This is a genomic window from Haemophilus haemolyticus (genome assembly GCF_001008275.1).
GTDB lineage: Bacteria > Pseudomonadota > Gammaproteobacteria > Enterobacterales > Pasteurellaceae > Haemophilus > Haemophilus haemolyticus_P.
On the sequence record NZ_LCTH01000032.1, the window covers coordinates 39,872 to 58,341 of the forward strand.

The 18,470-nt window shown below is 38.9% G+C and carries 24 protein-coding genes; 16 read left to right on the forward strand and 8 right to left on the reverse strand.

Annotated features, from left to right (window positions below; genetic code table 11):
• Positions 1-6 precede the first annotated feature (6 nt).
• The 10 genes from AAX15_RS05125 to AAX15_RS05170 all read left to right on the forward strand — a co-directional run bounded on the left by AAX15_RS05125 (position 7) and on the right by AAX15_RS05170 (position 5,760).
• Positions 7-222 (forward strand): helix-turn-helix transcriptional regulator, encoded by a 216-nt coding sequence (locus AAX15_RS05125; RefSeq protein ID WP_032823658.1) that lies wholly within the window; start codon positions 7-9, stop codon positions 220-222.
• A complete protein-coding gene (locus tag AAX15_RS05130; protein WP_046939421.1) occupies positions 203-433 on the forward strand; it encodes a hypothetical protein in 231 nt (76 codons plus the stop codon). Before AAX15_RS05125 ends, AAX15_RS05130 begins: the two co-directional genes overlap by 20 nt.
• A gap of 59 nt (positions 434-492) precedes the next feature.
• On the forward strand, positions 493-1,083 hold the full coding sequence (locus AAX15_RS05135) for a host cell division inhibitor Icd-like protein (RefSeq protein ID WP_080950433.1): 591 nt from the start codon (positions 493-495) through the stop codon (positions 1,081-1,083).
• Positions 1,076-1,315, forward strand: coding sequence for a hypothetical protein (locus AAX15_RS05140; RefSeq protein ID WP_046939422.1), 240 nt, complete (start codon positions 1,076-1,078; stop codon positions 1,313-1,315). Before AAX15_RS05135 ends, AAX15_RS05140 begins: the two co-directional genes overlap by 8 nt.
• Positions 1,312-1,536, forward strand: a complete 225-nt coding sequence (locus tag AAX15_RS05145) for a hypothetical protein (protein WP_046939423.1) — start codon at positions 1,312-1,314, stop codon at positions 1,534-1,536. Before AAX15_RS05140 ends, AAX15_RS05145 begins: the two co-directional genes overlap by 4 nt.
• An 8-nt stretch (positions 1,537-1,544) precedes the next feature.
• Positions 1,545-1,823, forward strand: coding sequence for a hypothetical protein (locus tag AAX15_RS05150; protein WP_046939424.1), 279 nt, complete (start codon positions 1,545-1,547; stop codon positions 1,821-1,823).
• Between the two features lie 9 nt (positions 1,824-1,832).
• Positions 1,833-4,040, forward strand: coding sequence for a DUF927 domain-containing protein (locus AAX15_RS05155; RefSeq protein WP_046939425.1), 2,208 nt, complete (start codon positions 1,833-1,835; stop codon positions 4,038-4,040).
• A 496-nt stretch (positions 4,041-4,536) separates the two neighbouring features.
• On the forward strand, positions 4,537-4,791 hold the full coding sequence (locus tag AAX15_RS05160) for a type II toxin-antitoxin system Phd/YefM family antitoxin (RefSeq protein WP_032823666.1): 255 nt from the start codon (positions 4,537-4,539) through the stop codon (positions 4,789-4,791).
• Complete coding sequence (locus AAX15_RS05165) at positions 4,781-5,071, forward strand: type II toxin-antitoxin system RelE family toxin (RefSeq protein WP_046939426.1); 291 nt, start codon at positions 4,781-4,783, stop codon at positions 5,069-5,071. The genes AAX15_RS05160 and AAX15_RS05165 overlap by 11 nt, the downstream gene beginning before the upstream one ends.
• 434 nt (positions 5,072-5,505) lie before the next feature.
• Positions 5,506-5,760, forward strand: a complete 255-nt coding sequence (locus AAX15_RS05170; protein WP_046939455.1) for a type II toxin-antitoxin system Phd/YefM family antitoxin — start codon at positions 5,506-5,508, stop codon at positions 5,758-5,760.
• Positions 5,761-5,962: 202 nt separating this feature from the next.
• Here the strand turns inward: AAX15_RS05170 and AAX15_RS05175 are convergent, their stop codons facing one another.
• The gene (locus AAX15_RS05175) at positions 5,963-6,298 is read right to left on the reverse strand and encodes a helix-turn-helix domain-containing protein (protein WP_046939427.1); all 336 of its coding nucleotides are present in this window, start codon (positions 6,296-6,298) and stop codon (positions 5,963-5,965) included.
• 156 nt (positions 6,299-6,454) lie between these two features.
• On the opposite strand from AAX15_RS05175, the gene AAX15_RS05180 reads away from it, so the two are divergent.
• The 3 genes from AAX15_RS05180 (at position 6,455) to AAX15_RS05190 (ending at position 8,799) form a co-directional block, all read left to right on the forward strand.
• Positions 6,455-6,901, forward strand: a complete 447-nt coding sequence (locus AAX15_RS05180) for a hypothetical protein (RefSeq protein ID WP_046939428.1) — start codon at positions 6,455-6,457, stop codon at positions 6,899-6,901.
• 8 nt (positions 6,902-6,909) lie between these two features.
• The gene (locus tag AAX15_RS05185) at positions 6,910-7,320 is read left to right on the forward strand and encodes a hypothetical protein (RefSeq protein ID WP_046939429.1); all 411 of its coding nucleotides are present in this window, start codon (positions 6,910-6,912) and stop codon (positions 7,318-7,320) included.
• 255 nt (positions 7,321-7,575) lie between these two features.
• Entirely contained in the window at positions 7,576-8,799 is a 1,224-nt protein-coding gene (locus tag AAX15_RS05190) for an MFS transporter (protein WP_046939430.1), read from the forward strand.
• Between the two features lie 43 nt (positions 8,800-8,842).
• Here AAX15_RS05190 and rfaC read toward each other — a convergent pair whose 3' ends face one another.
• The 5 genes from rfaC to AAX15_RS05215 all read right to left on the reverse strand — a co-directional run bounded on the left by rfaC (position 8,843) and on the right by AAX15_RS05215 (position 13,309).
• Complete coding sequence (gene rfaC / locus AAX15_RS05195) at positions 8,843-9,799, reverse strand: lipopolysaccharide heptosyltransferase RfaC (RefSeq protein WP_046939431.1); 957 nt, start codon at positions 9,797-9,799, stop codon at positions 8,843-8,845.
• The gene (locus tag AAX15_RS05200; RefSeq protein WP_046939432.1) at positions 9,796-10,701 is read right to left on the reverse strand and encodes a DMT family transporter; all 906 of its coding nucleotides are present in this window, start codon (positions 10,699-10,701) and stop codon (positions 9,796-9,798) included. The genes rfaC and AAX15_RS05200 overlap by 4 nt, the downstream gene beginning before the upstream one ends.
• Complete coding sequence (gene waaF / locus AAX15_RS05205) at positions 10,698-11,741, reverse strand: lipopolysaccharide heptosyltransferase II (protein WP_046939433.1); 1,044 nt, start codon at positions 11,739-11,741, stop codon at positions 10,698-10,700. The genes AAX15_RS05200 and waaF overlap by 4 nt, the downstream gene beginning before the upstream one ends.
• Positions 11,742-11,826: 85 nt before the next feature.
• Complete coding sequence (gene rfaD, locus AAX15_RS05210; protein WP_005635765.1) at positions 11,827-12,753, reverse strand: ADP-glyceromanno-heptose 6-epimerase; 927 nt, start codon at positions 12,751-12,753, stop codon at positions 11,827-11,829.
• Between the two features lie 52 nt (positions 12,754-12,805).
• Positions 12,806-13,309, reverse strand: coding sequence for a protein disulfide oxidoreductase (locus AAX15_RS05215; protein ID WP_046939434.1), 504 nt, complete (start codon positions 13,307-13,309; stop codon positions 12,806-12,808).
• A gap of 109 nt (positions 13,310-13,418) precedes the next feature.
• Here AAX15_RS05215 and deoC point away from each other — a divergent pair, with 109 nt between their 5' ends.
• Positions 13,419-14,090: a deoxyribose-phosphate aldolase gene (gene deoC, locus AAX15_RS05220; protein WP_046939435.1), complete on the forward strand. Its 672-nt coding sequence runs from the start codon at positions 13,419-13,421 to the stop codon at positions 14,088-14,090.
• A 33-nt stretch (positions 14,091-14,123) separates the two neighbouring features.
• Here the strand turns inward: deoC and AAX15_RS05225 are convergent, their stop codons facing one another.
• Together AAX15_RS05225 and yihA are read right to left on the reverse strand one after the other, a co-directional pair.
• A complete protein-coding gene (locus AAX15_RS05225) occupies positions 14,124-15,653 on the reverse strand; it encodes a YifB family Mg chelatase-like AAA ATPase (protein WP_005636298.1) in 1,530 nt (509 codons plus the stop codon).
• Positions 15,654-15,767: 114 nt separating this feature from the next.
• Positions 15,768-16,385, reverse strand: coding sequence for a ribosome biogenesis GTP-binding protein YihA/YsxC (yihA, locus tag AAX15_RS05230; protein WP_005626810.1), 618 nt, complete (start codon positions 16,383-16,385; stop codon positions 15,768-15,770).
• A gap of 103 nt (positions 16,386-16,488) precedes the next feature.
• Here yihA and AAX15_RS05235 point away from each other — a divergent pair, with 103 nt between their 5' ends.
• Positions 16,489-17,355, forward strand: coding sequence for a VirK/YbjX family protein (locus AAX15_RS05235; protein WP_046939456.1), 867 nt, complete (start codon positions 16,489-16,491; stop codon positions 17,353-17,355).
• A 123-nt stretch (positions 17,356-17,478) separates the two neighbouring features.
• Entirely contained in the window at positions 17,479-18,432 is a 954-nt protein-coding gene (tal, locus tag AAX15_RS05240) for a transaldolase (RefSeq protein WP_046939436.1), read from the forward strand.
• Positions 18,433-18,470: the final 38 nt, after the last annotated feature.

Genomic DNA, 18,470 nt, shown 5'->3' on the forward strand with positions numbered 1-18,470 from the left:
AAGAATATGACATTAAAAACCTTATTGACGATTCAAGAGCTTGAAGAAATGGGCATTGCCAAGCGCACAAAGATTTATTACATGATGAAGCGTGGCGATTTTCCGAAGCCGTTAAAATATGACAGAACCAACCGATGGGCGCGTGAAGATGTACAAGCCTGGTTAGATAAACAAAACCCAAACCGCAAACAAGAGGCGCAGCATGGCGGGCTTACGGCTTAATTGCCCTGAATGTGGTAAAGCGTTACAAATTCGCTCTTCTGTGCGACCGTGCGCAACGGTAACGATAGCTTATGTTTATTGCTCTCATTGCGAATTGAAAGGCGTTTATAAAGCAGGATTTGAACAAGGGCAATTTGCACGATTCCAGCCAATTGCACAGCCACACCAATGGGCGCAAGACCACCCACCCCAACTAGAAAGCAAAAAATAAGGGCTTACCTCGAAAGATAAGCCCGTTCCCTATAACGACAATTTAAAGCGAATAATTCAATGAACTATTTAAACGACAATCTACCGTTTAATGCGGTAGCGTGCAACCTTTTTACACGTAAAAATAAACCATTTTTACAAAATGGCTTGACAGATAAAACGAGATTAAACTATATTGAATGTGCCTTAGCAAATTGCAGGGTACGGTCGTCGAAAGCCGTTTTATTATTACAGGCGAACAGCGCGCCTAATCGCGCTTTTTTTGTTCGTAGCGTTTATGCACCTATTCAATATAGCCTATTTTCTGATAGTCTATTCTCAATGGTAGCGCATAACGGGAAAGGTTTTGCCCTTTGCCGTTTTCCTGTAATAACGGTTTTCGACCCCGTTATGCGTTACCGCCAAATCGTCGAAAATTTTGCGGTAGCTTCTCAAAAATTATTACAGGACACCGCAGAAATGATCTACAAATTTCTATGCGTTAATCGCACACATCCGCACTTTAATTTGTGCATTCAAACTATTCACGCCAACACCGAAGAAAGCGCAAGATTAAGCCTTAACGCTGATTTTCGCCACCTCGTCACCGTTGCAAAAATCAACCCGAAATTTAACCGCACTTTAGCGATGAAAGGGGGGATTTATGCGTAATCTTTCCCTTCATTTAATTGATGAAATTCAAAGCGAAATAACCCGATTTGATACGTTGAACACCTGTTTAGAAATGGTTGGCGCAACTTTTTACTTGAAAGATGAGAGCGAATTAAAGGGCTTTATGCTGAATATGTCGCATTTTTATGCCTTACAGTGTGCGCATATTCAACAGAAATTAGATGAGTGCTTTCCTCAAAAACAGCCTCAATCACAAGGGGGCGAAAAATGATGACGCATAAAATTACCTTACCAGACGGCACGATTATTGAAATTTTCACTAATGCCGATGAAGTGGGCCAAACTGATTTAGATGTTCAAGCATTATGGCACGAGGCAGAACAGAAGGCACAAAGCAAAATGAAACTTGATGAACATATTAAACACAAGTCAATACAGCGTAAGAAAAAACGACGCGCGCACCAAAAACAGGCAAGACGGAAACAACGCTAGGGGGAAATATGGAAAAGCAAGCAGAAACCACCAAATTTTTATTAAATGAATTGGAGAGCCTGAAAGCCCGTGTGCAAGCAATAGAAAATCAATATGCGCAAGCAGATCAGATATGGACGCCACACGATATAGCCGCTTATGCAAAAGTTTCTTATGGTTATGTGATTCAAACCTTGATTAAATTGCCTGGTTTTCCCACAACGTTAGGCGACTCACGTCCACGTTCGCCGAAAAAATACCGCGCGGTAGATGTTATCGAGTTTTTTAAGAATCGGAATAAGGCATAGGGGGAAAAGATGAGTTATAAAAAACACCCACCAAAAGCACCGCACTTTGACGAACAAGGGCGCGTAGCCTTTGAGCATATTCACGCATTAATTGGCAATAAAGCCTGGAATGCTTGGGGATTTGGTAAAGATAAAGGCAATGGCCTTGAATGGGGTTTATTGCGCGATAAATTAGGGCTTGAGCGTGATTATAAGCCGATAATTTTAGATGCGGAGAAGTTGGCAAATGCTGGCGATTATCAGATTTTAAAAGATGATGTGCACGCCGTGACATTTTACCGTTTTGGCAACGTGACAAGCGACCAAGAAAACGCCCTTTTATTGGCACTAGCAACGCATAGTAAGGCGAAAAAAGTCTTTTTTGCAGATAGTCTAGGCGATAATTTGGAAGAATTAAGCCACCGTTTAGAAGATTTACGCAATAGTGCAGAATCGCGTAATTTAGCAGAAATGCGTGTGGAATATATGGATAAACCAGATGCGCCAAAGCGTGATCCTTATGTAGAATATCGAGAAAACGGCAAAATTAAAGGGTTACATTACATCAAGCCTAAAGTTGATAATGATACTGGCGAAATCATTAAAGAGAATATGACGTGGATTTGTGATGATTTAGCACTAGTTGGCGAGGGGAAAACGCAAGGCGGCGAATATTACTATCTTTTCCAATGGCAAAATCGAGATGAAAATAAGCCGCGCACCGTTGCTATCGCTCGTGAAGATTTCGGCACAGATTCAGGCTGGAAGATGCTCAAAGCGCAAGGTTTGAAAATGACACAAGGCTCAGGCTTAACACAACGCCTTACCGAGCACTTTCACTTTAACGGCGATCATTTCACACAGTGGACTATCACAAATGTGACAGGCTGGCTAAATGGGGCGTATTTATTGCCGAATGGGGAAATTATTGGTACTCCTTCAAAGCCGATTTATTTCACTGATAGAAGCAGTTCAAGCCTAGGCTATACGACAAGCGGTACGCTTACAGATTGGCAGCGAGAAATTGCGCAAAATGTACGTGGTAACGCCTCAATGATGATTGGCGTAGCGGTTGCCTTAGCAGCACCGATGCTTTCACTTTTAGGGCGGGAATCTTTTGGCGTGCATTTATTCGCGGAAAGTTCAAAGGGAAAAAGCACCACCCTAAATATTGCCAACAGTATTTACGGCAACCCCGAAAAAATAAAATTAAGCTGGAGCACTACCGCAACAGGCGTAAAAAATGAAGCGGCTGCACGTAATGACGGCTTTATTACTCTAGATGAAATCGGACAAGCTAAAGACGGAAAGAACCTAGAAACTATCGCCTATGATTTGTTTAATGAGACAGACAAAATCAGAGGCGAAAAAGAGGGCGGAAACCGACAAATAAAACGCTGGAAAGTCTCCGCACTTTCGACAGGGGAAAAAGATTTAGAAACCCAACTAAGGCTGCAGGGCGCAAAGGTGCACGCAGGGCAATTAGTACGGCTTTTAAATGTTCCGCTTGAGGAAGCAAAGCATTTACATAACTTTCCCAATAATAAAGCGCACGCCGACCATTTAAACGAAAAAGTGCAAGAATGCTTTGGCGTAATTGGGCGAGAATGGATTGCCTTTCTTTCTAACAATGCGGATGCAGTGAAAAGCACCTATAAGATAATTCGCCAAAAATGGCTAGATTTATCTAATAATATGAGCGGACAAGTGCAACGTGTAGCGGGCGACCGTTTCGCCGTGCTAGAAACCGCACTTTATTTAGCCAAAGACTTAACCCAATGGACGGAAGAAGAAAGCGCACAAGCCATTTTAAAAAACTTTCTCAACTGGAAAGAAGAATTTGGCGAAAATAGCCGAGAAGAAACAAGTTTAATCAGAATTTTGACCGATTGGCTATTAGTCAATGAAGCAAGTTTCATTGAATACCCAGCGGATCCTAATGCAAGAAAACCGATTAAAGCATCAGGTGTTAGAGTGTTAGCCAATGAAGCGAAAAAGGAAGAAGAGCATTATTTCATTTATCCTAAAATTTTTGATGAAATTATTGAGGGATTCCCTAAAAATATGGCGCATAGCATACTTTTTTCATCAGGGTTATTAAAAAAACCAAAAAAGCCCGAGAATGGCTATAATGAATACATTTTCAAAATATCGAAAAAGTATATAGGCAAAACGGTTAGGGCTTATAAGGTGATGCCATTTTCAGATGATGAAAGTGATTCAGAAAAAACCGAATAAAAATTAAAGCAAGGTTCGCCACCTTGCTTTTTTTATGTTTTAAAAGAATTTTTCTGCCAAAAGATAGGATTTTTATAGGAATTATAGGAATAAAATATTACATATCTTTATAAATCAATAACTTATAATAATAAAAAATTCCTATTACCTATCTAAAAATTCCTATTCACTGGGTAAAAATTCCTATTTTTGCTCTTTTTGTTCCTATTGTACAAAAAACAGCCTTTAAAAATTCCTGTAAAATTCCTAAAAAATTCCTGTTTAAAAAATAATCACAGGAATTTTTTCAAACCTTCAACCTATTAATAAATAAAGATTTTTTTCATAAAAATTAAAAAATTCCTGTAATTCCTGTAATTCCTGTAAAAAAAACGCACCAACAGAAAAAAATAATTTAAGAAACCAATACCCATCAATAAAGGCATTCTAGAAATCTTTTAAAAACTCTTTTAAAGTGTTACGATTCAGAAGAACTAACAACAAAAAGAGAATATTTATGGCCATTCATCAAATACTAACAGAGCAGGCTGCAAGCATTACCGATCTAAAACGAAACCCTATGGGCGTAATGCGAGAAAGTGAAAATGGCGTGATTGCTATATTGAATCGTAACCAACCAGCCTTTTATTGTCTTACTCCTGAAATGTTCGCTTATATGCAAGAGTTAATCGAAGATGCAGAACTAGTACGCATTGCAGAAGAGCGAAAAGCTGAGGGCGGTTTTATTGAGGTTGATATTAATGACTTATAAACTGACATTTAGCCCAAAGGCAAAGAAAGAATGGGATAAACTTGGCGATACCATAAAAAACCAATTTAAGAAAAAGTTATTAGAACGCGTAGAAAATCCACACGTGCCCGCTGATCGGCTTTCTGGCTTTTCTGGTGTGTTTTATAAAATAAAACTTCGCTCGGTAGGTTATCGTTTAGTTTATGAAGTTATTGAAGATAAAGTTATCGTTTATGTTCTTGCCGTTGGCAAGCGTGAACGCGCTGAAGTTTACACCGCTGCACGGGATAGATTAAATTAATCTATATTTAATGATATTACTTGTTATTAATCACAAATTAATTTACATTGCACCCTATCTTTGATCCCTCTTTAGATCCCAGTAAACATAAGCGATCACTACTAAACCCCAGTAAAATCAAGGCATAAGCGTTAAAAATTGTTGTTCTTTCTCACCGCCATGAGCCTTGTCAAATAACGCCTATCCTGTCAAAAAACAACATAAAAAAACAATGATTTAGTTATATCTAATCTGTTTCTTTAGTTGGTCTATGTTTGTCTTTGTTTCCGTTTTTAACTCCCTAGCTTAATTAGGTCAAATTCAGGTGAGTTAAAACCGTTTAATTTTAACCAAAAAAACTGCCTGTTATAAGAACAGTGAAACGACAAAGAAAGCATTTCTGAATGCTTTTAAAGTGTTACGATTCACACAAAATGATACAAGAAGAGGATATTATGGCGATTCATCAAATACTAACGGAACAAGCTGCAAGTATTACCGATCTAAAACGAAACCCTATGGGCGTAATACGAGAAAGTGAAAATGGCGTAATAGCTATACTAAATCGTAACCAACCTGCATTTTATTGCCTTACACCTGAAATGTTCGCTTATATGCAAGAATTAATCGAAAATGCAGAACTTGTACGCATTGCAGAAGAACGAAAAGCTGAGGGCAATTTTATTGAGGTTGATATAAATGACCTATAAACTGACTGACATTTAGCCCAAAAGCAAAGAGAAAGAATGGAATAAACTTGGCGATACCATAAAAAACCAATTTAAGAAAAAATTACTCGAACGCTTAGAAAATCCATACGTGCCCGCAGATCGGCTTTCTGGCTTTTATCGAAAGCTTTGTCTATCTATAATAAAATCACCTTACCTTTATACAAGGTAAGGTGATTTTTTATCAGCTTTTCTTCAACTCTTTCAAGAAAGCTACAAAAATCGTTTTTTGGGGCGTGGTTAATTCCTGCCAGTGTCGGTCTAACTCGTCATTATTCCATTCTGCCAATTCCATACAATCCGCAAAAAAATAGCTGATTGGTGTTTTTAAAAAGGTCGCTATCGCCACCAAATGTGACATATTGATCTTATTTGTACCACGTTCATAACGAGAAAGTTGTGGTTGTGAAATATCTACATATTCAGACAATTTTTCTGCTGTATAACCCAATTCTTTTCGTTTTTGCTGGATACGTTGTCCGACTGCACGATCTATATCACTAGCGATAGGTTGAACCATAAATCATTGCCACCACTTTATTCATAATTGGCATTATTTTTTACAATTTATTACCTTGAATGAATATCCTGTTAAGTATATAATTTTTAAAAATATGCTTTTTACGCATATTTAAGAGTTAATTAGATCATATCAATAACCTAAGGAACTTAATTTATGGAATACATTGTCGGTATTATTCTGATTATTGGATTTATTGTTTACAAAATGTATAAGAAAGGTAGAGCAATAACAGATACCTATATCATTGCAAGTGAAAAGGCTTTCATTATTTTCGCAGAAGATCCTTATGGTGTTTTAAAAAGTCTTTGCCAGCAAGGTGATTTCCCTACGTCAAAAAGAATTTTGAGGGATTACGAATTATTCAAAGACTTTCAAATGGCAACTCAAACATTATCACATGAAGAAAAAGAGCTTTTTGCAGAAGATATCTCATTTGCAATGCTTGGGCTTATTACTTTCTTTATATACGGCGAGAACAGAACAAAAAAGAACTTTAATGATGTTCATCATGATCTTAAACATAATTTTGAGTTCAATGACTCATTCAAGCAAGCAAGAAGAAAGGTGTTGTTCTTATATAGAATTTTATATTTGAATTAGAGGTTATTATGTTTATTAATATCATTCGCTGGATTCTATTGCCATTTGCTTGTGTTCTGGCTTACATTCTAACTGGCATAATTGCAAACTTCTTTATTGGTGGATATGAAGGTGAAACAATTGGATATAGCAGATATGCTTACACTTTAGGTTCTTTTGATGTTTATTGGTATGGTTTAATTAAGAATGCCCTGATGAGTTCAGCTCTTGTCTATGCGGCTTTCTTTGTTGCACCAACTTATAAAATGGCGACAACTAGAGTTATCGCGATAATTATGGCTGTAATTTATATTGGATTATTCGTTTACGCTATATCTGTTTTAGAACCAGGCTTTTGGAAAGTTCTAGGTTATTGTGGTGATATAATAGCTTCATGTATAGGGTTATTGGCTTATAAAACTTTAGATGAAGAGGCTTAATTTATCTTAAATATTTGCGTGTCCGATAATTTATTGTTCACGCATTGTATCTTCCATTTAGAAATCAGCGTCATTTCCCACCGCCATCCTAATTTTATTCCCTTATTTTCCTTCTTATTCAAAATCAATTTTTTATTCTTCTTTTCGTATTCTGTTCATTGAATTTTTTCATCAATGCAGTAAACTAGCCATTGATTTTTTAATCACCCTTCTTTTCACTTTAAATGTTACCCGCGAGTAACAAAAGGACACATCATGACAAACAAAGTAAACAGTTATGGCTGGAAAGCCTTAATTGGCTCTGCCGTCGGCTATGCAATGGACGGTTTTGATCTTCTCATTTTAGGTTTCATGCTTAGCGCAATTTCCGCAGACTTAAATCTAACACCCGCACAAGGTGGCTCTCTCGTGACATGGACGCTTATTGGTGCCGTATTTGGCGGCATTTTATTTGGCGCATTAAGCGATAAATACGGCCGTGTACGGGTACTTACTTGGACCATTCTTCTTTTTGCGGTATTTACTGGGTTATGTGCGATTGCACAAGGTTACTGGGATTTACTGATTTATCGCACAATTGCTGGCATTGGCTTAGGCGGTGAATTTGGAATTGGGATGGCTCTAGCAGCAGAAGCATGGCCCGCACGTCACCGAGCTAAAGCGGCATCTTATGTTGCATTGGGTTGGCAAGCTGGTGTATTAGGTGCAGCATTACTTACACCATTATTGCTCCCGCATATTGGCTGGCGTGGAATGTTCTTGGTGGGTATCTTCCCTGCATTTGTCGCTTGGTTCTTACGTTCTCATTTACACGAACCTGAAATTTTCACTCAAAAACAAACCGCACTTTCCACTCAATCCAGTTTTACTGATAAATTACGTTCATTCCAGCTTCTTATTAAAGATAAAGCCACAAGCAAAATTAGCCTTGGTATCGTGGTACTCACCTCCGTACAAAACTTCGGTTATTACGGTATTATGATTTGGTTACCTAATTTCTTATCAAAACAACTTGGATTCAGTTTAACTAAATCTGGACTTTGGACAGCCGTTACCGTCTGCGGCATGATGGCCGGCATTTGGATTTTCGGACAACTCGCTGACCGCATCGGACGCAAACCAAGTTTCTTACTTTTCCAATTAGGCGCAGTGATAAGTATCGTGGTTTACTCACAACTTACCGATCCTGACATCATGCTTCTTGCTGGGGCATTTTTAGGTATGTTTGTGAACGGAATGATGGGCGGTTACGGTGCATTAATGGCAGAAGCCTATCCAACAGAAGCTCGAGCAACTGCACAAAACGTACTTTTCAATATTGGTCGTGCCGTAGGGGGATTTGGACCTGTAGTTGTGGGGGCCATCGTACTCGCCTACTCTTTCCAAACTGCCATCGCCCTACTTGCAATTATCTACGTAATTGATATGTTAGCGACAATTTTCTTAATCCCTGAATTAAAAGGTAAAGCCTTAGACTAAGAAAATATAAAAGATAAAAATGCTCGCCAAGTGCGAGCATTTTTTATGAAATAAAAGGGAGCAATTGTGATAACACTTGTTCAGATAAAATTTCTTTCATTGAACTTGCCGATAAGTAATACTGATTTTTACCATAACAGCCAATCAATTTAGGATCCGTTGCGCCATAAAGCGTAATATTGGGCTTATCCAAAGCGGCTGTTAAATGCGCCAAGCCTGTATCCACCGACACGACGGCTTTTGCATTCGCAAGCTGTTTTGCAAGCTCCGTTAAAGTTAATTTCGGCAATACAATCACTTTAGAATCAACTTGAACCAAACGCTCTGCTCTCGCTTTTTCTTGTTCATTTCCCCAAGGCAAATGAATTTCACAATCAGAAAGTGCGGTAATTTTTTCAATCAATTTTTGCCATTCTGATTCTTTCCAATGCTTATCTGCCCGAGTTGTAGAATGAATGAATACCACATAGTTTTTTTCTGAAGTTTGATGAAGAAAATGGCGAGCAATACCATAATCGCCCTGAACTTGGGACAATTCATAACCTAAACTCAAAGCAAAAAGCTGACGAATTCGTTCCACCGCATGCTGTTGATAAGAAATGGCATATTTTTTATCGTAGAAAAAAGATGCTAACGGCTCTCGGATACTTTGACGATCATAGCCATGTTTCACGCCTTGAGCGAAATGAGTTGCAAATAAAGCACTTTTAATGAGCCCTTGCGCATCAATTACCGCATCATAGTTTTCAGCCTGCAACAAAGTGCGGTAATTTTTCCACTCATTTCTTGTTTGAATGGAAAAAGGCGATTTACGCCAACGGCGCAAAGCAATAGGAATCACGCGATTTACGGCGGAATGCCAACGTGGAATTTCTGCAAAGTTTTCTTCCACCACCCAATCAATACTTAAACTAGGGATCGCCTTTTGTGCATCAGTCAAGGCGGGCAAAGTGTGGATGACATCCCCCATAGAGGAAGTCTTAATCACGCATACTTTCATTTAATTAACCTTCTTCCCCAGTGCATAATCCCAAGCCCAGATACGGCTAAAATGCCCCCAATAATTAAGGAGGAATCCACCTGTTCATTCAACCAAACGGCTGAAAATAAAATGCCTAAAATCGGCACAAGAATAATATAGGCCGAGGCATTGCCCGCCCCTAAGTATTTCACACCATCAAAATACCACGCATAAGCCAATACCGTTGCACCAAATGCAAGACCAAGTAAACTAAACCATTGCGATCCATTTAATTGAAATACGGTTGCCCAATCTTCCGCACTTTCCGTCCATAATGCTGCCAACGTCAGCATGAAAAAACCAAAAGTAGAAGAAATCGTGGTAGCGGTGAGAGAATCAATTCCAATTAATACTTTACGAGCCAATAAAGTATAAGCAACCCAGCAAACTAAAGCACAAAGCAATAACATTTGACCGAATCCAAAATTTTGCAAGAGGTTAGTTAGATTCCCTTTTGTCATGGCTAACAAAGAACCGCTAATGGCAATAATCATCCCTAATACAACCCAGCGATTCCATTTTTCTTTAAATAATAAAATAGCAAAAAACATCGTAAAGACGGGGTTAGAAGCGACCACCATTGTTCCTTGCCCTGCTGGAACATATTTCAACCCCCAAATAAAGAAAGTCGAATAACCAAAGATCCCAAGCAAAGCAGTTAACAATAACCCCACCCATTGATTAGGTCGCAGCTGTTTAGCATATTTGAAACGATTCGCCGCATATAGCCAAATAATGAGTGGAATAATGGCGAAAAAAAAGCGCACGCTTGAAGCAATAAATGTCGGCATAGCTTGGGCAACCACTCGTCCCCAAGGCCAAGAGGCTCCCCATAAAATCACCATTCCAATTAATTGTAAATGTATGCGTAGAGGGTTCATTTGGCTAATAACACCTCTAATTTTTCTAATGCCATTTCCGGCGTAATATCAATCAAACTTTGATGATACCCTTCCGAGCTATCTGTACTTTTACGCACCTTAATTAAATCGCCTTCAATTAAACGAATAATCACGGCTTTATCTGATAATGGTGGCGTATAAGTTGGGCTAGTAGGGCCATAAAGCGCAACCAATGGACGATCTGTCGCAGCGGCAATATGCATTAAGCCGCTGTCATTGCTCACTACTGCCGTACAGTTGGCAATTAAATCCACCGCTTGATTAAGATTCGTTTGCCCTGCCAAATTCAAACAGAATGGTTGCAGTTCTGCTGGCAATACATTGCGAATTTGCTCACCTGCTTCCACATCTTTTGGTGAACCAAATAATTCTACCGCATAGCCTTTTTCAATGAGAATTTCTGCCAATTTAGCATAATGATAATGCGGCCAACGTTTTGCAGGGCCAAATTCTGCGCCAGGACAAAAACCAATAATTGGACGTTCGCCTAAAAGTGCGGTTTGTTTTTCAAATTTTTTTAAGGTTTCAGCTTGTTGCGCTGGCTCAACCGTCAAATAGGGTTTTAAGACAGGAATATCATCAGCTTTTGGTACAGCATCTTTTTCAAAAGCCAATGCAACATAACGCTGCACCATCATTGGATAATCTTTTTTATTGGCTCGTAAATCATTCAATAAAATATAACGGCTTTCTCCTTTCCAACCACGACGATGGACAATTTTTGCAAAGAAAGGAATAAACGCCGATTTCAATGAATTAGGCAAAACAATCGCCATATCATATTGTTTACGCAAAGACTTTCCTAAACGATAACGCGTTCCCAATTCAAAGGCTCCGTGCCCTAATGGCATTTCAATCGCCTTACGCACCTCTGGCATTCGCACAAGCAAAGGCTTACACCAATTCGGTGCCATCACATCAACATTGCAGTTTGGATATTGAATTTTCAGTTGCTGGTACAAACTGTGCGACATCATCATATCGCCAACCCAAGATGGGCCAATAATTAGAATATTCATTTTCTGTCTTTCAGATAAAAGTGCGGTCAAAAATACCGAGATTTTTAACCGCACTTTGTTGATGGGAAGTAGGTAAACCTACGGTTTATTTTCTATTCAACCACGCCATATATTCAGCCACGCCTTCGGCGACTGTTTTGAATGGTTTATCGTAGCCTGTTGAGCGAAGTTTAGTTAAATCTGCTTGCGTATATTCTTGATAACGAGATTTCAAATGCTCTGGGAATGGAATGGTTTCAATCTCGCCTTTACCGTGGAATTTCACTACTGCATCAGCCACCGCACGGAAACTTTCTGCATTTCCTGTACCAAGATTGTAAATACCCGAAATACCATTTTGCCAACACCAAATATTCACTGCAGCCACATCGCCCACATAAACAAAATCACGGCGGAAGTGTTCGCTGCCTGCAAATAATTTTGGATTTTCGCCTTTTAAGATTTGGTTATTCAAGTGGAATGCTACGCTCGCCATAGAACCTTTATGATTTTCACGCGGCCCGTAAACATTGAAATAACGGAAACCACATACTGGCGATTTCGCTTCTTGCAAAATGTTGCGCACATATTGGTCGAACAAGAATTTAGAATAGCCATAAACATTTAATGGACCTTCAAATTCACGTTCTTCACGGAATACTTTAGTATCACCATAAGTTGCCGCACTTGAGGCATAGAAGAAAGGGATTTCGCGATCAAGACAATAGTGCAACAACTCTTTAGAATATTCATAGTTATTGTGCATAATGTATTTACCATCCCATTCCGTAGTCGCAGAACATGCCCCTTCGTGGAATACCGCATCAATATCGCCAAATTCGTCGCCTGCAATAATAGAAGCAATGAAATCTTCTTTATCACAATAATCTGCAATGTCTAAATCAACTAAATTTGCGAATTTTGTGCCATCTTTTAAGTTATCTACCACTAAAATATCTTTGCGCCCTAAATCATTTAATGCCTTGACAATATTGCTGCCAATAAAACCTGCGCCGCCTGTTACGATAATCATAATTCTGTCCTCTTTAAAATAAGTCTGCGTATTGTAATAGATTTTCTACCGCTTAGCCAAAAAACTCTGCTAAAAACAACCGCACTTTTAATCCCCAATAACTCGTGAGGCCGGTTGTAACAAGATCCATTTTGCCTTTACTCAACAACACAATTGTGGGCGTTACATTAATTTGCCATTGTTGTGCAAGCTCGCCTTTCGGATCATTCACTGTAGTGAAGTGGTAGTCATTTTTACTTAAATAATCATTTACTGCCGACTCATTGCCTGAACGTAACGCTACCGACACAACTTGATAACCTTCTTTTGCTAAAGAATTAATTGCCGGCGAAGTATAGCGACAATAACCACACCAAGTTCCCCAAAAATAAAGCAGCGTCGCTTTATTTTGCTCAAGACTTTCAAGAGAGAACGTATTCCCTTGAAGATCTTGCAAGGTGATTTTATTTATTTCCTCTGGCACCACAGGACGACGAACAAAATCCAGTATGCTACTCATCACAATAAAAGTTAAAAAGAGGGATAATCCATTCTTAAGTAGTTTTTTAATCTTCATTTTCTTTATTCCTTATCGCATTGAGATGATTGTAATCAAGCATAAAAGCACAGTCAAAAACAAGGGATTTTTGCTACAATAGGTAAAACATAAATAAAGGAGGAAAATAATGACATCAAATCAACTTGCTCAATATATCGACCACACCGCACTGACTGCAGAAAAAAATGAACAAGATATTTTGACACTCTGTAATGAAGCGATTGAACACGGATTTTATTCTGTATGTATCAATTCTGGTTATATTCCACTCGCTAAAGAAAAACTTGCTGGCTCAAATGTAAAAATTTGCACCGTAGTTGGCTTCCCTTTGGGTGCGAATTTAACCTCTGTAAAAGCATTTGAAACACAAGAATCCATAAAAGAGGGTGCAAATGAGATTGATATGGTGATTAATGTAGGTTGGATAAAATCGCAAAAATGGGATGCAGTAAAACAAGATATTCAAGCTGTATTTAATGCTTGTGATGGCACACCATTAAAAGTGATTTTAGAAACTTGTTTGCTCACTAAAGATGAAATAGTGAAAGCCTGCGAAATTTGTAAGGAAATCGGTGTGGCTTTTGTTAAAACATCAACAGGCTTCAATAAAGGTGGGGCGACCGTAGAAGATGTTGCATTGATGAAACAAACGGTTGGCAATATTGGTGTTAAAGCATCAGGCGGCGTGCGTGATACTGAAACTGCACTTGCAATGATTAAAGCGGGTGCGACTCGTATTGGTGCAAGTGCGGGCATTGCAATTATTAGCGGTACACAAGATACCCAAAGCACTTACTAATCCCTTCACGCGTGGTATTCTCACCACGCGTTTTTACATATTCGACAATTTCTGCAACAAACGATCCATTGCTCTATAGCCCAAGGCCTCCGCTAAGTGCGGTTGAGAAATTTGTTGTTCTCCTTGTAGATCGGCAATGGTTCGAGAAACTTTCAAAATACGATGATAAGCCCGAACAGAAAGCCCCAGTTTATTCAGCGCATTTTCAAGGAAAAAGGCATCTTTATCACTTAGCTTGCAATCACGCTCAATCTCTTTACTATTCAAATAAGCGTTAATTTTTCCGGCTCTTTCCATTTGAATCTCACGCACTTTTAACACTTTTTCGCGTACTTGCGCGCTGGTTTCACCACGATCACCTGTATTTTGTAAGCTGCCTTGTGGCAATAAAGGCACTTCAATAGACAAATCAAAACGATCTAAAAAGGGCCCTGAAAGTCGATTCAAATAACGCATAATTTGCTGGGGTGAAGTGCGGTTATGTGTCCCAGTATAATGGCCTGTCGGGCTTGGATTCATTGCTGCAACCAATTGAAAACGAGCTGGGAATTGAATTTTTGCATTGGCACGGGAAATAATAATCTCACCACTTTCCAAAGGCTGACGTAGTGCATCCAATACTTTTCGTTCAAACTCTGGAAGTTCATCAAGAAAAAGTACGCCATTTGTTGCTAAGGATATTTCACCAGGTTTTGGGATCGTTCCGCCACCAACTAAAGCCGGCATTGATGCACTATGGTGCGGAGCTCGAAAAGGACGTTGTTTCCAATTATGAAAATTTAGCTCGTTTTGAACTAAACTAGTTACAGATGCCGTTTCTATCGCTTCTAGATCGGTCATTTCAGGTAAAAGACCAGTCAATCGGCTAGCTAACATAGTTTTCCCTGTACCTGGTGGGCCAAGAAAGAGCAAATTATGCTGCCCTGCTGCGGCAATAGTCAATGCTCGTTTGGCGTGCTGTTGTCCGATAATATCCGTTAAATCTAATGTATTTTTACCCGAAAAATTTACCGCACTTTCTTTCACAATTTCAGTGGCGAGAGGCAATTTTTCTTGACCATTGAGAAATTGCACTACATCTAAAAGCGTTTGCGCAAAATAAGTATTTTGATCAGACACGAGCGAGGCTTCATTAGCATTTTGTTTCGCGATAATTAACTCCCGCTTTGACTTTTGCGCTGCAAGAATAGCGGGGATCACGCCATGTACACCACGTAATTGCCCAGTCAGCGCAAGCTCCGCCACAAATTCAAATTGCTTTAAGCGACTCGCATCAAGCTGATCCGATGCGGCTAAAATTCCGATGGCAATAGGCAAATCAAATCGACCACCTTCTTTCGGTAAATCTGCAGGTGCGAGATTCACTGTGATACGTTTAGCTGGGTATTTAAATTGTGCATTCATCAACGCACTACGCACCCTATCTTGCGCCTCTTTCACCGTTTTTTCGGGCAAACCAACAAGTGTAAATCCTGGTTTTCCGTTGCTTAAATGCACCTCAATGGTGACAAGCGGTGCTTGCACACCCATAGAAGCACGGCTGTAAACAATAGCAAGGGACATGATAATCCTTAAAGTGCGGTAAAAATGAAAATAGTTTTTGCACTATAAAAAAAGCACATAATGAAATCATTCATCATGTGCTTTTCTTGCGATCTAGATCGCAAAATTTATATTTTATTCCGCAAAAAGTGGCGAAAACCAAAAATCTAATTTCGCTGCAAGTTTATCAATACCAATTTTATTTTGTGCAGAAAAGGCTTCTACTTGAATATCACCTTGGAATGGAAGAATCGCTTCGCGCACCATTTTCACTTGTTTACTACGTGCGCTTTGGCTCAATTTATCGGCTTTAGTAAGTAATAAAAGTACTGGTAAATCTGCAGAAACCGCCCATTCAATCATTTGTTGGTCAAGATCCTTAAGCGGATGGCGAATATCCATCAACACAACCAATCCCGCCAAACATTCACGTTTTTGCAAATATTCACCTAAGGATTTTTGCCATTGGATTTTCATTTGCTCTGGCACGGCAGCATAGCCATAGCCCGGTAAATCTACCAATTTACAATTTGGTTCCACTTCAAATAAGTTGATTAATTGTGTGCGCCCCGGTGTTTTTGAAGTGCGGGCTAAGCTTTTTTGATTGGTTAATGCATTAAGTGCGGTCGATTTCCCCGCATTTGAACGACCCGCAAACGCAATTTCAATGCCGGTATCTTCCGGAATAGAACGAATATTCGGCGCGCTCGTTAAAAAATGAGTTTTATGATAATTAAGTTTAATTTCAGACATAAGGATTCCTTTTAAAATTGCGCTAAGAATAGCATAAATGGAAAATTTCTTGAAATTATGTCAAAATTTGCGCCAAAATTATAACCAATTCATGGCAATTCAGATGACAACAAAAACAACTTACCAATGGCCTCAATCTAAGGATATTTATCCATATCGACCAGGGCGTTTTGATTCACCAAAACATTGGCGTTATAACTTACGTAGCTTTTTAAATCGTGGTTCAATTCGTCGCTTTGAACAATTTATCAATCAGCATCCTTTTCTCGTCGATATTTTTAATACGCATTTGGATTATAGTTATCCCGTTGCTTGTCGTTTTCTGGATAAACGTTTCAATGCATCACAACGTTTTGATGCTGTTTGTGATAACCTTTTATTTTTACCCAAAAAACTTACCGCACTTTCTACGCCGTTATGGGAAAAACCATTAAGTTTTGGCGAAGTCATTCCTGATTTTGAAATGACATTAAGCATGACAACTCATCAACCGATGGAAGGATATTGGGTATTGGAGCTATGGCATAAACCAAGAAATGAATTAGTCTATTTGCTTACTTTTGCCAAATTGGGCGATGCGTTGCTTATTGCTGTTGTACAAGGGCCAAATTTTGAAGGCTCAAAAGAAATGGTGAAACAACTCACCAAGTCATGCCACGGTTTGCGCCCAGCCTATTTAATGGTTGAAACCATGAAATCACTCACGAAAATCTTAGGCTACGATAAATTACTTGGCATTCCGCAAAAATACCAAAATAAATCTCGCTTCATTCAAAGTAAACAATACACAGTGGATTATGATGCAATTTTTGGTGAATCGGGCGGAGAGTTAAAAGATTACTGGGAATTGCCTTTAGAAATGGATAGAAATCTGGATGATATTCCAAGTAAAAAACGTTCCATGTATCGTAAACGTTATGCGATGTTAGATGAAATAACTCTCACCATAAAAGACACCCTCAAGCTTTAAAACAATGGCGCAGATCAATGCCTGCGCCTATTTTTTCTATCGAAAAATTTTTCCTTTTAAGATTAAATTTGTGCTATCGTAGCCCACATTATTCATTCCATTTCACTCGAATAGGAGATACAAATGACAACTCAATTAGATTCACTTCGTCAAATGACCGTTGTGGTCGCAGACACCGGCGATATCGACGCGATTAAAAAATATCAACCACAAGATGCGACTACTAACCCATCATTAATTCTAAGCGCATCGGCACTTCCACAATATGCGCCATTAATTGATGAAGCGGTAGCGTATGCAAAAGCTCAAAGCAATGATAAAGCACAGCAACTTATTGATGCAGAAGATAAATTAGCGGTAAACATTGGTTTAGAAATTTTAAAAATCGTTCCAGGACGTATTTCTACTGAAGTGGATGCGCGTCTTTCTTACAACACACAAGCAACAGTTGAAAAAGCGCGTAAATTAATCGCACTTTATAATGCAGCCGGCATTTCAAATGATCGTATTTTGATTAAAATCGCTTCAACATGGCAAGGTATCCGAGCTGCAGAAATCCTTGAAAAAGAAGGCATTAACTGTAACTTAACCTTATTATTCTCTGAAGCTCAAGCTCGTGCTTGTGCAGAAGCTGGCGTTTACTTAATTTCTCCATTTGTAGGTCGTATTTTAGACTGGTACAAAGCAAACTCAGACAAAAAAGAATATGCGCCAGCAGAAGACCCAGGCGTTGTTTCTGTTACCAAAATCTATAATTACTACAAAGAATATGACTACAACACCGTTGTGATGGGCGCAAGTTTCCGTAATGTAGGTGAAATTACTGAACTTGCAGGTTGCGATCGTTTAACCATTGCACCGGCATTACTGAAAGAATTGCAAGAAAATTCAACCGCACTTGTACGCAAACTAGAATACAAAGGCGAAGTAAAAGCGAAACCACAACCATTAACAGAAGCTGAGTTCTACTGGCAACATAATAGCGATGCTATGGCTGTTGAAAAATTAGCAGATGGTATTCGTAAATTTGCTGTTGACCAAGAAAAATTGGAAACCATGCTTTCAGCAAAACTTTAATCCATCATTCAATATAAAAAATAACCGCACTTTTGAGT

Bases quoted from the DNA above. Each gene is read 5' to 3' on its own strand.
- AAX15_RS05225 (WP_005636298.1), bottom strand. From the start codon at position 15,653: ATGTCCCTTGCTATTGTTTACAGCCGTGCTTCTATGGGTGTGCAAGCA.
- AAX15_RS05130 (WP_046939421.1), top strand. From the start codon at position 203: ATGGCGGGCTTACGGCTTAATTGCCCTGAATGTGGTAAAGCGTTACAA.
- AAX15_RS05190 (WP_046939430.1), top strand. From the start codon at position 7,576: ATGACAAACAAAGTAAACAGTTATGGCTGGAAAGCCTTAATTGGCTCT.
- AAX15_RS05175 (WP_046939427.1), bottom strand. From the start codon at position 6,298: ATGGTTCAACCTATCGCTAGTGATATAGATCGTGCAGTCGGACAACGT.
- rfaC (WP_046939431.1), bottom strand. From the start codon at position 9,799: ATGAAAGTATGCGTGATTAAGACTTCCTCTATGGGGGATGTCATCCAC.
- AAX15_RS05135 (WP_080950433.1), top strand. From the start codon at position 493: ATGAACTATTTAAACGACAATCTACCGTTTAATGCGGTAGCGTGCAAC.
- yihA (WP_005626810.1), bottom strand. From the start codon at position 16,385: ATGTCTGAAATTAAACTTAATTATCATAAAACTCATTTTTTAACGAGC.
- AAX15_RS05160 (WP_032823666.1), top strand. From the start codon at position 4,537: ATGGCCATTCATCAAATACTAACAGAGCAGGCTGCAAGCATTACCGAT.
- AAX15_RS05125 (WP_032823658.1), top strand. From the start codon at position 7: ATGACATTAAAAACCTTATTGACGATTCAAGAGCTTGAAGAAATGGGC.
- AAX15_RS05140 (WP_046939422.1), top strand. From the start codon at position 1,076: ATGCGTAATCTTTCCCTTCATTTAATTGATGAAATTCAAAGCGAAATA.
- AAX15_RS05145 (WP_046939423.1), top strand. From the start codon at position 1,312: ATGATGACGCATAAAATTACCTTACCAGACGGCACGATTATTGAAATT.
- AAX15_RS05150 (WP_046939424.1), top strand. From the start codon at position 1,545: ATGGAAAAGCAAGCAGAAACCACCAAATTTTTATTAAATGAATTGGAG.
- rfaD (WP_005635765.1), bottom strand. From the start codon at position 12,753: ATGATTATCGTAACAGGCGGCGCAGGTTTTATTGGCAGCAATATTGTC.
- AAX15_RS05185 (WP_046939429.1), top strand. From the start codon at position 6,910: ATGTTTATTAATATCATTCGCTGGATTCTATTGCCATTTGCTTGTGTT.
- AAX15_RS05215 (WP_046939434.1), bottom strand. From the start codon at position 13,309: ATGAAGATTAAAAAACTACTTAAGAATGGATTATCCCTCTTTTTAACT.
- AAX15_RS05155 (WP_046939425.1), top strand. From the start codon at position 1,833: ATGAGTTATAAAAAACACCCACCAAAAGCACCGCACTTTGACGAACAA.
- AAX15_RS05200 (WP_046939432.1), bottom strand. From the start codon at position 10,701: ATGAACCCTCTACGCATACATTTACAATTAATTGGAATGGTGATTTTA.
- AAX15_RS05165 (WP_046939426.1), top strand. From the start codon at position 4,781: ATGACTTATAAACTGACATTTAGCCCAAAGGCAAAGAAAGAATGGGAT.
- AAX15_RS05235 (WP_046939456.1), top strand. From the start codon at position 16,489: ATGACAACAAAAACAACTTACCAATGGCCTCAATCTAAGGATATTTAT.
- tal (WP_046939436.1), top strand. From the start codon at position 17,479: ATGACAACTCAATTAGATTCACTTCGTCAAATGACCGTTGTGGTCGCA.
- waaF (WP_046939433.1), bottom strand. From the start codon at position 11,741: ATGAATATTCTAATTATTGGCCCATCTTGGGTTGGCGATATGATGATG.
- deoC (WP_046939435.1), top strand. From the start codon at position 13,419: ATGACATCAAATCAACTTGCTCAATATATCGACCACACCGCACTGACT.
- AAX15_RS05170 (WP_046939455.1), top strand. From the start codon at position 5,506: ATGGCGATTCATCAAATACTAACGGAACAAGCTGCAAGTATTACCGAT.
- AAX15_RS05180 (WP_046939428.1), top strand. From the start codon at position 6,455: ATGGAATACATTGTCGGTATTATTCTGATTATTGGATTTATTGTTTAC.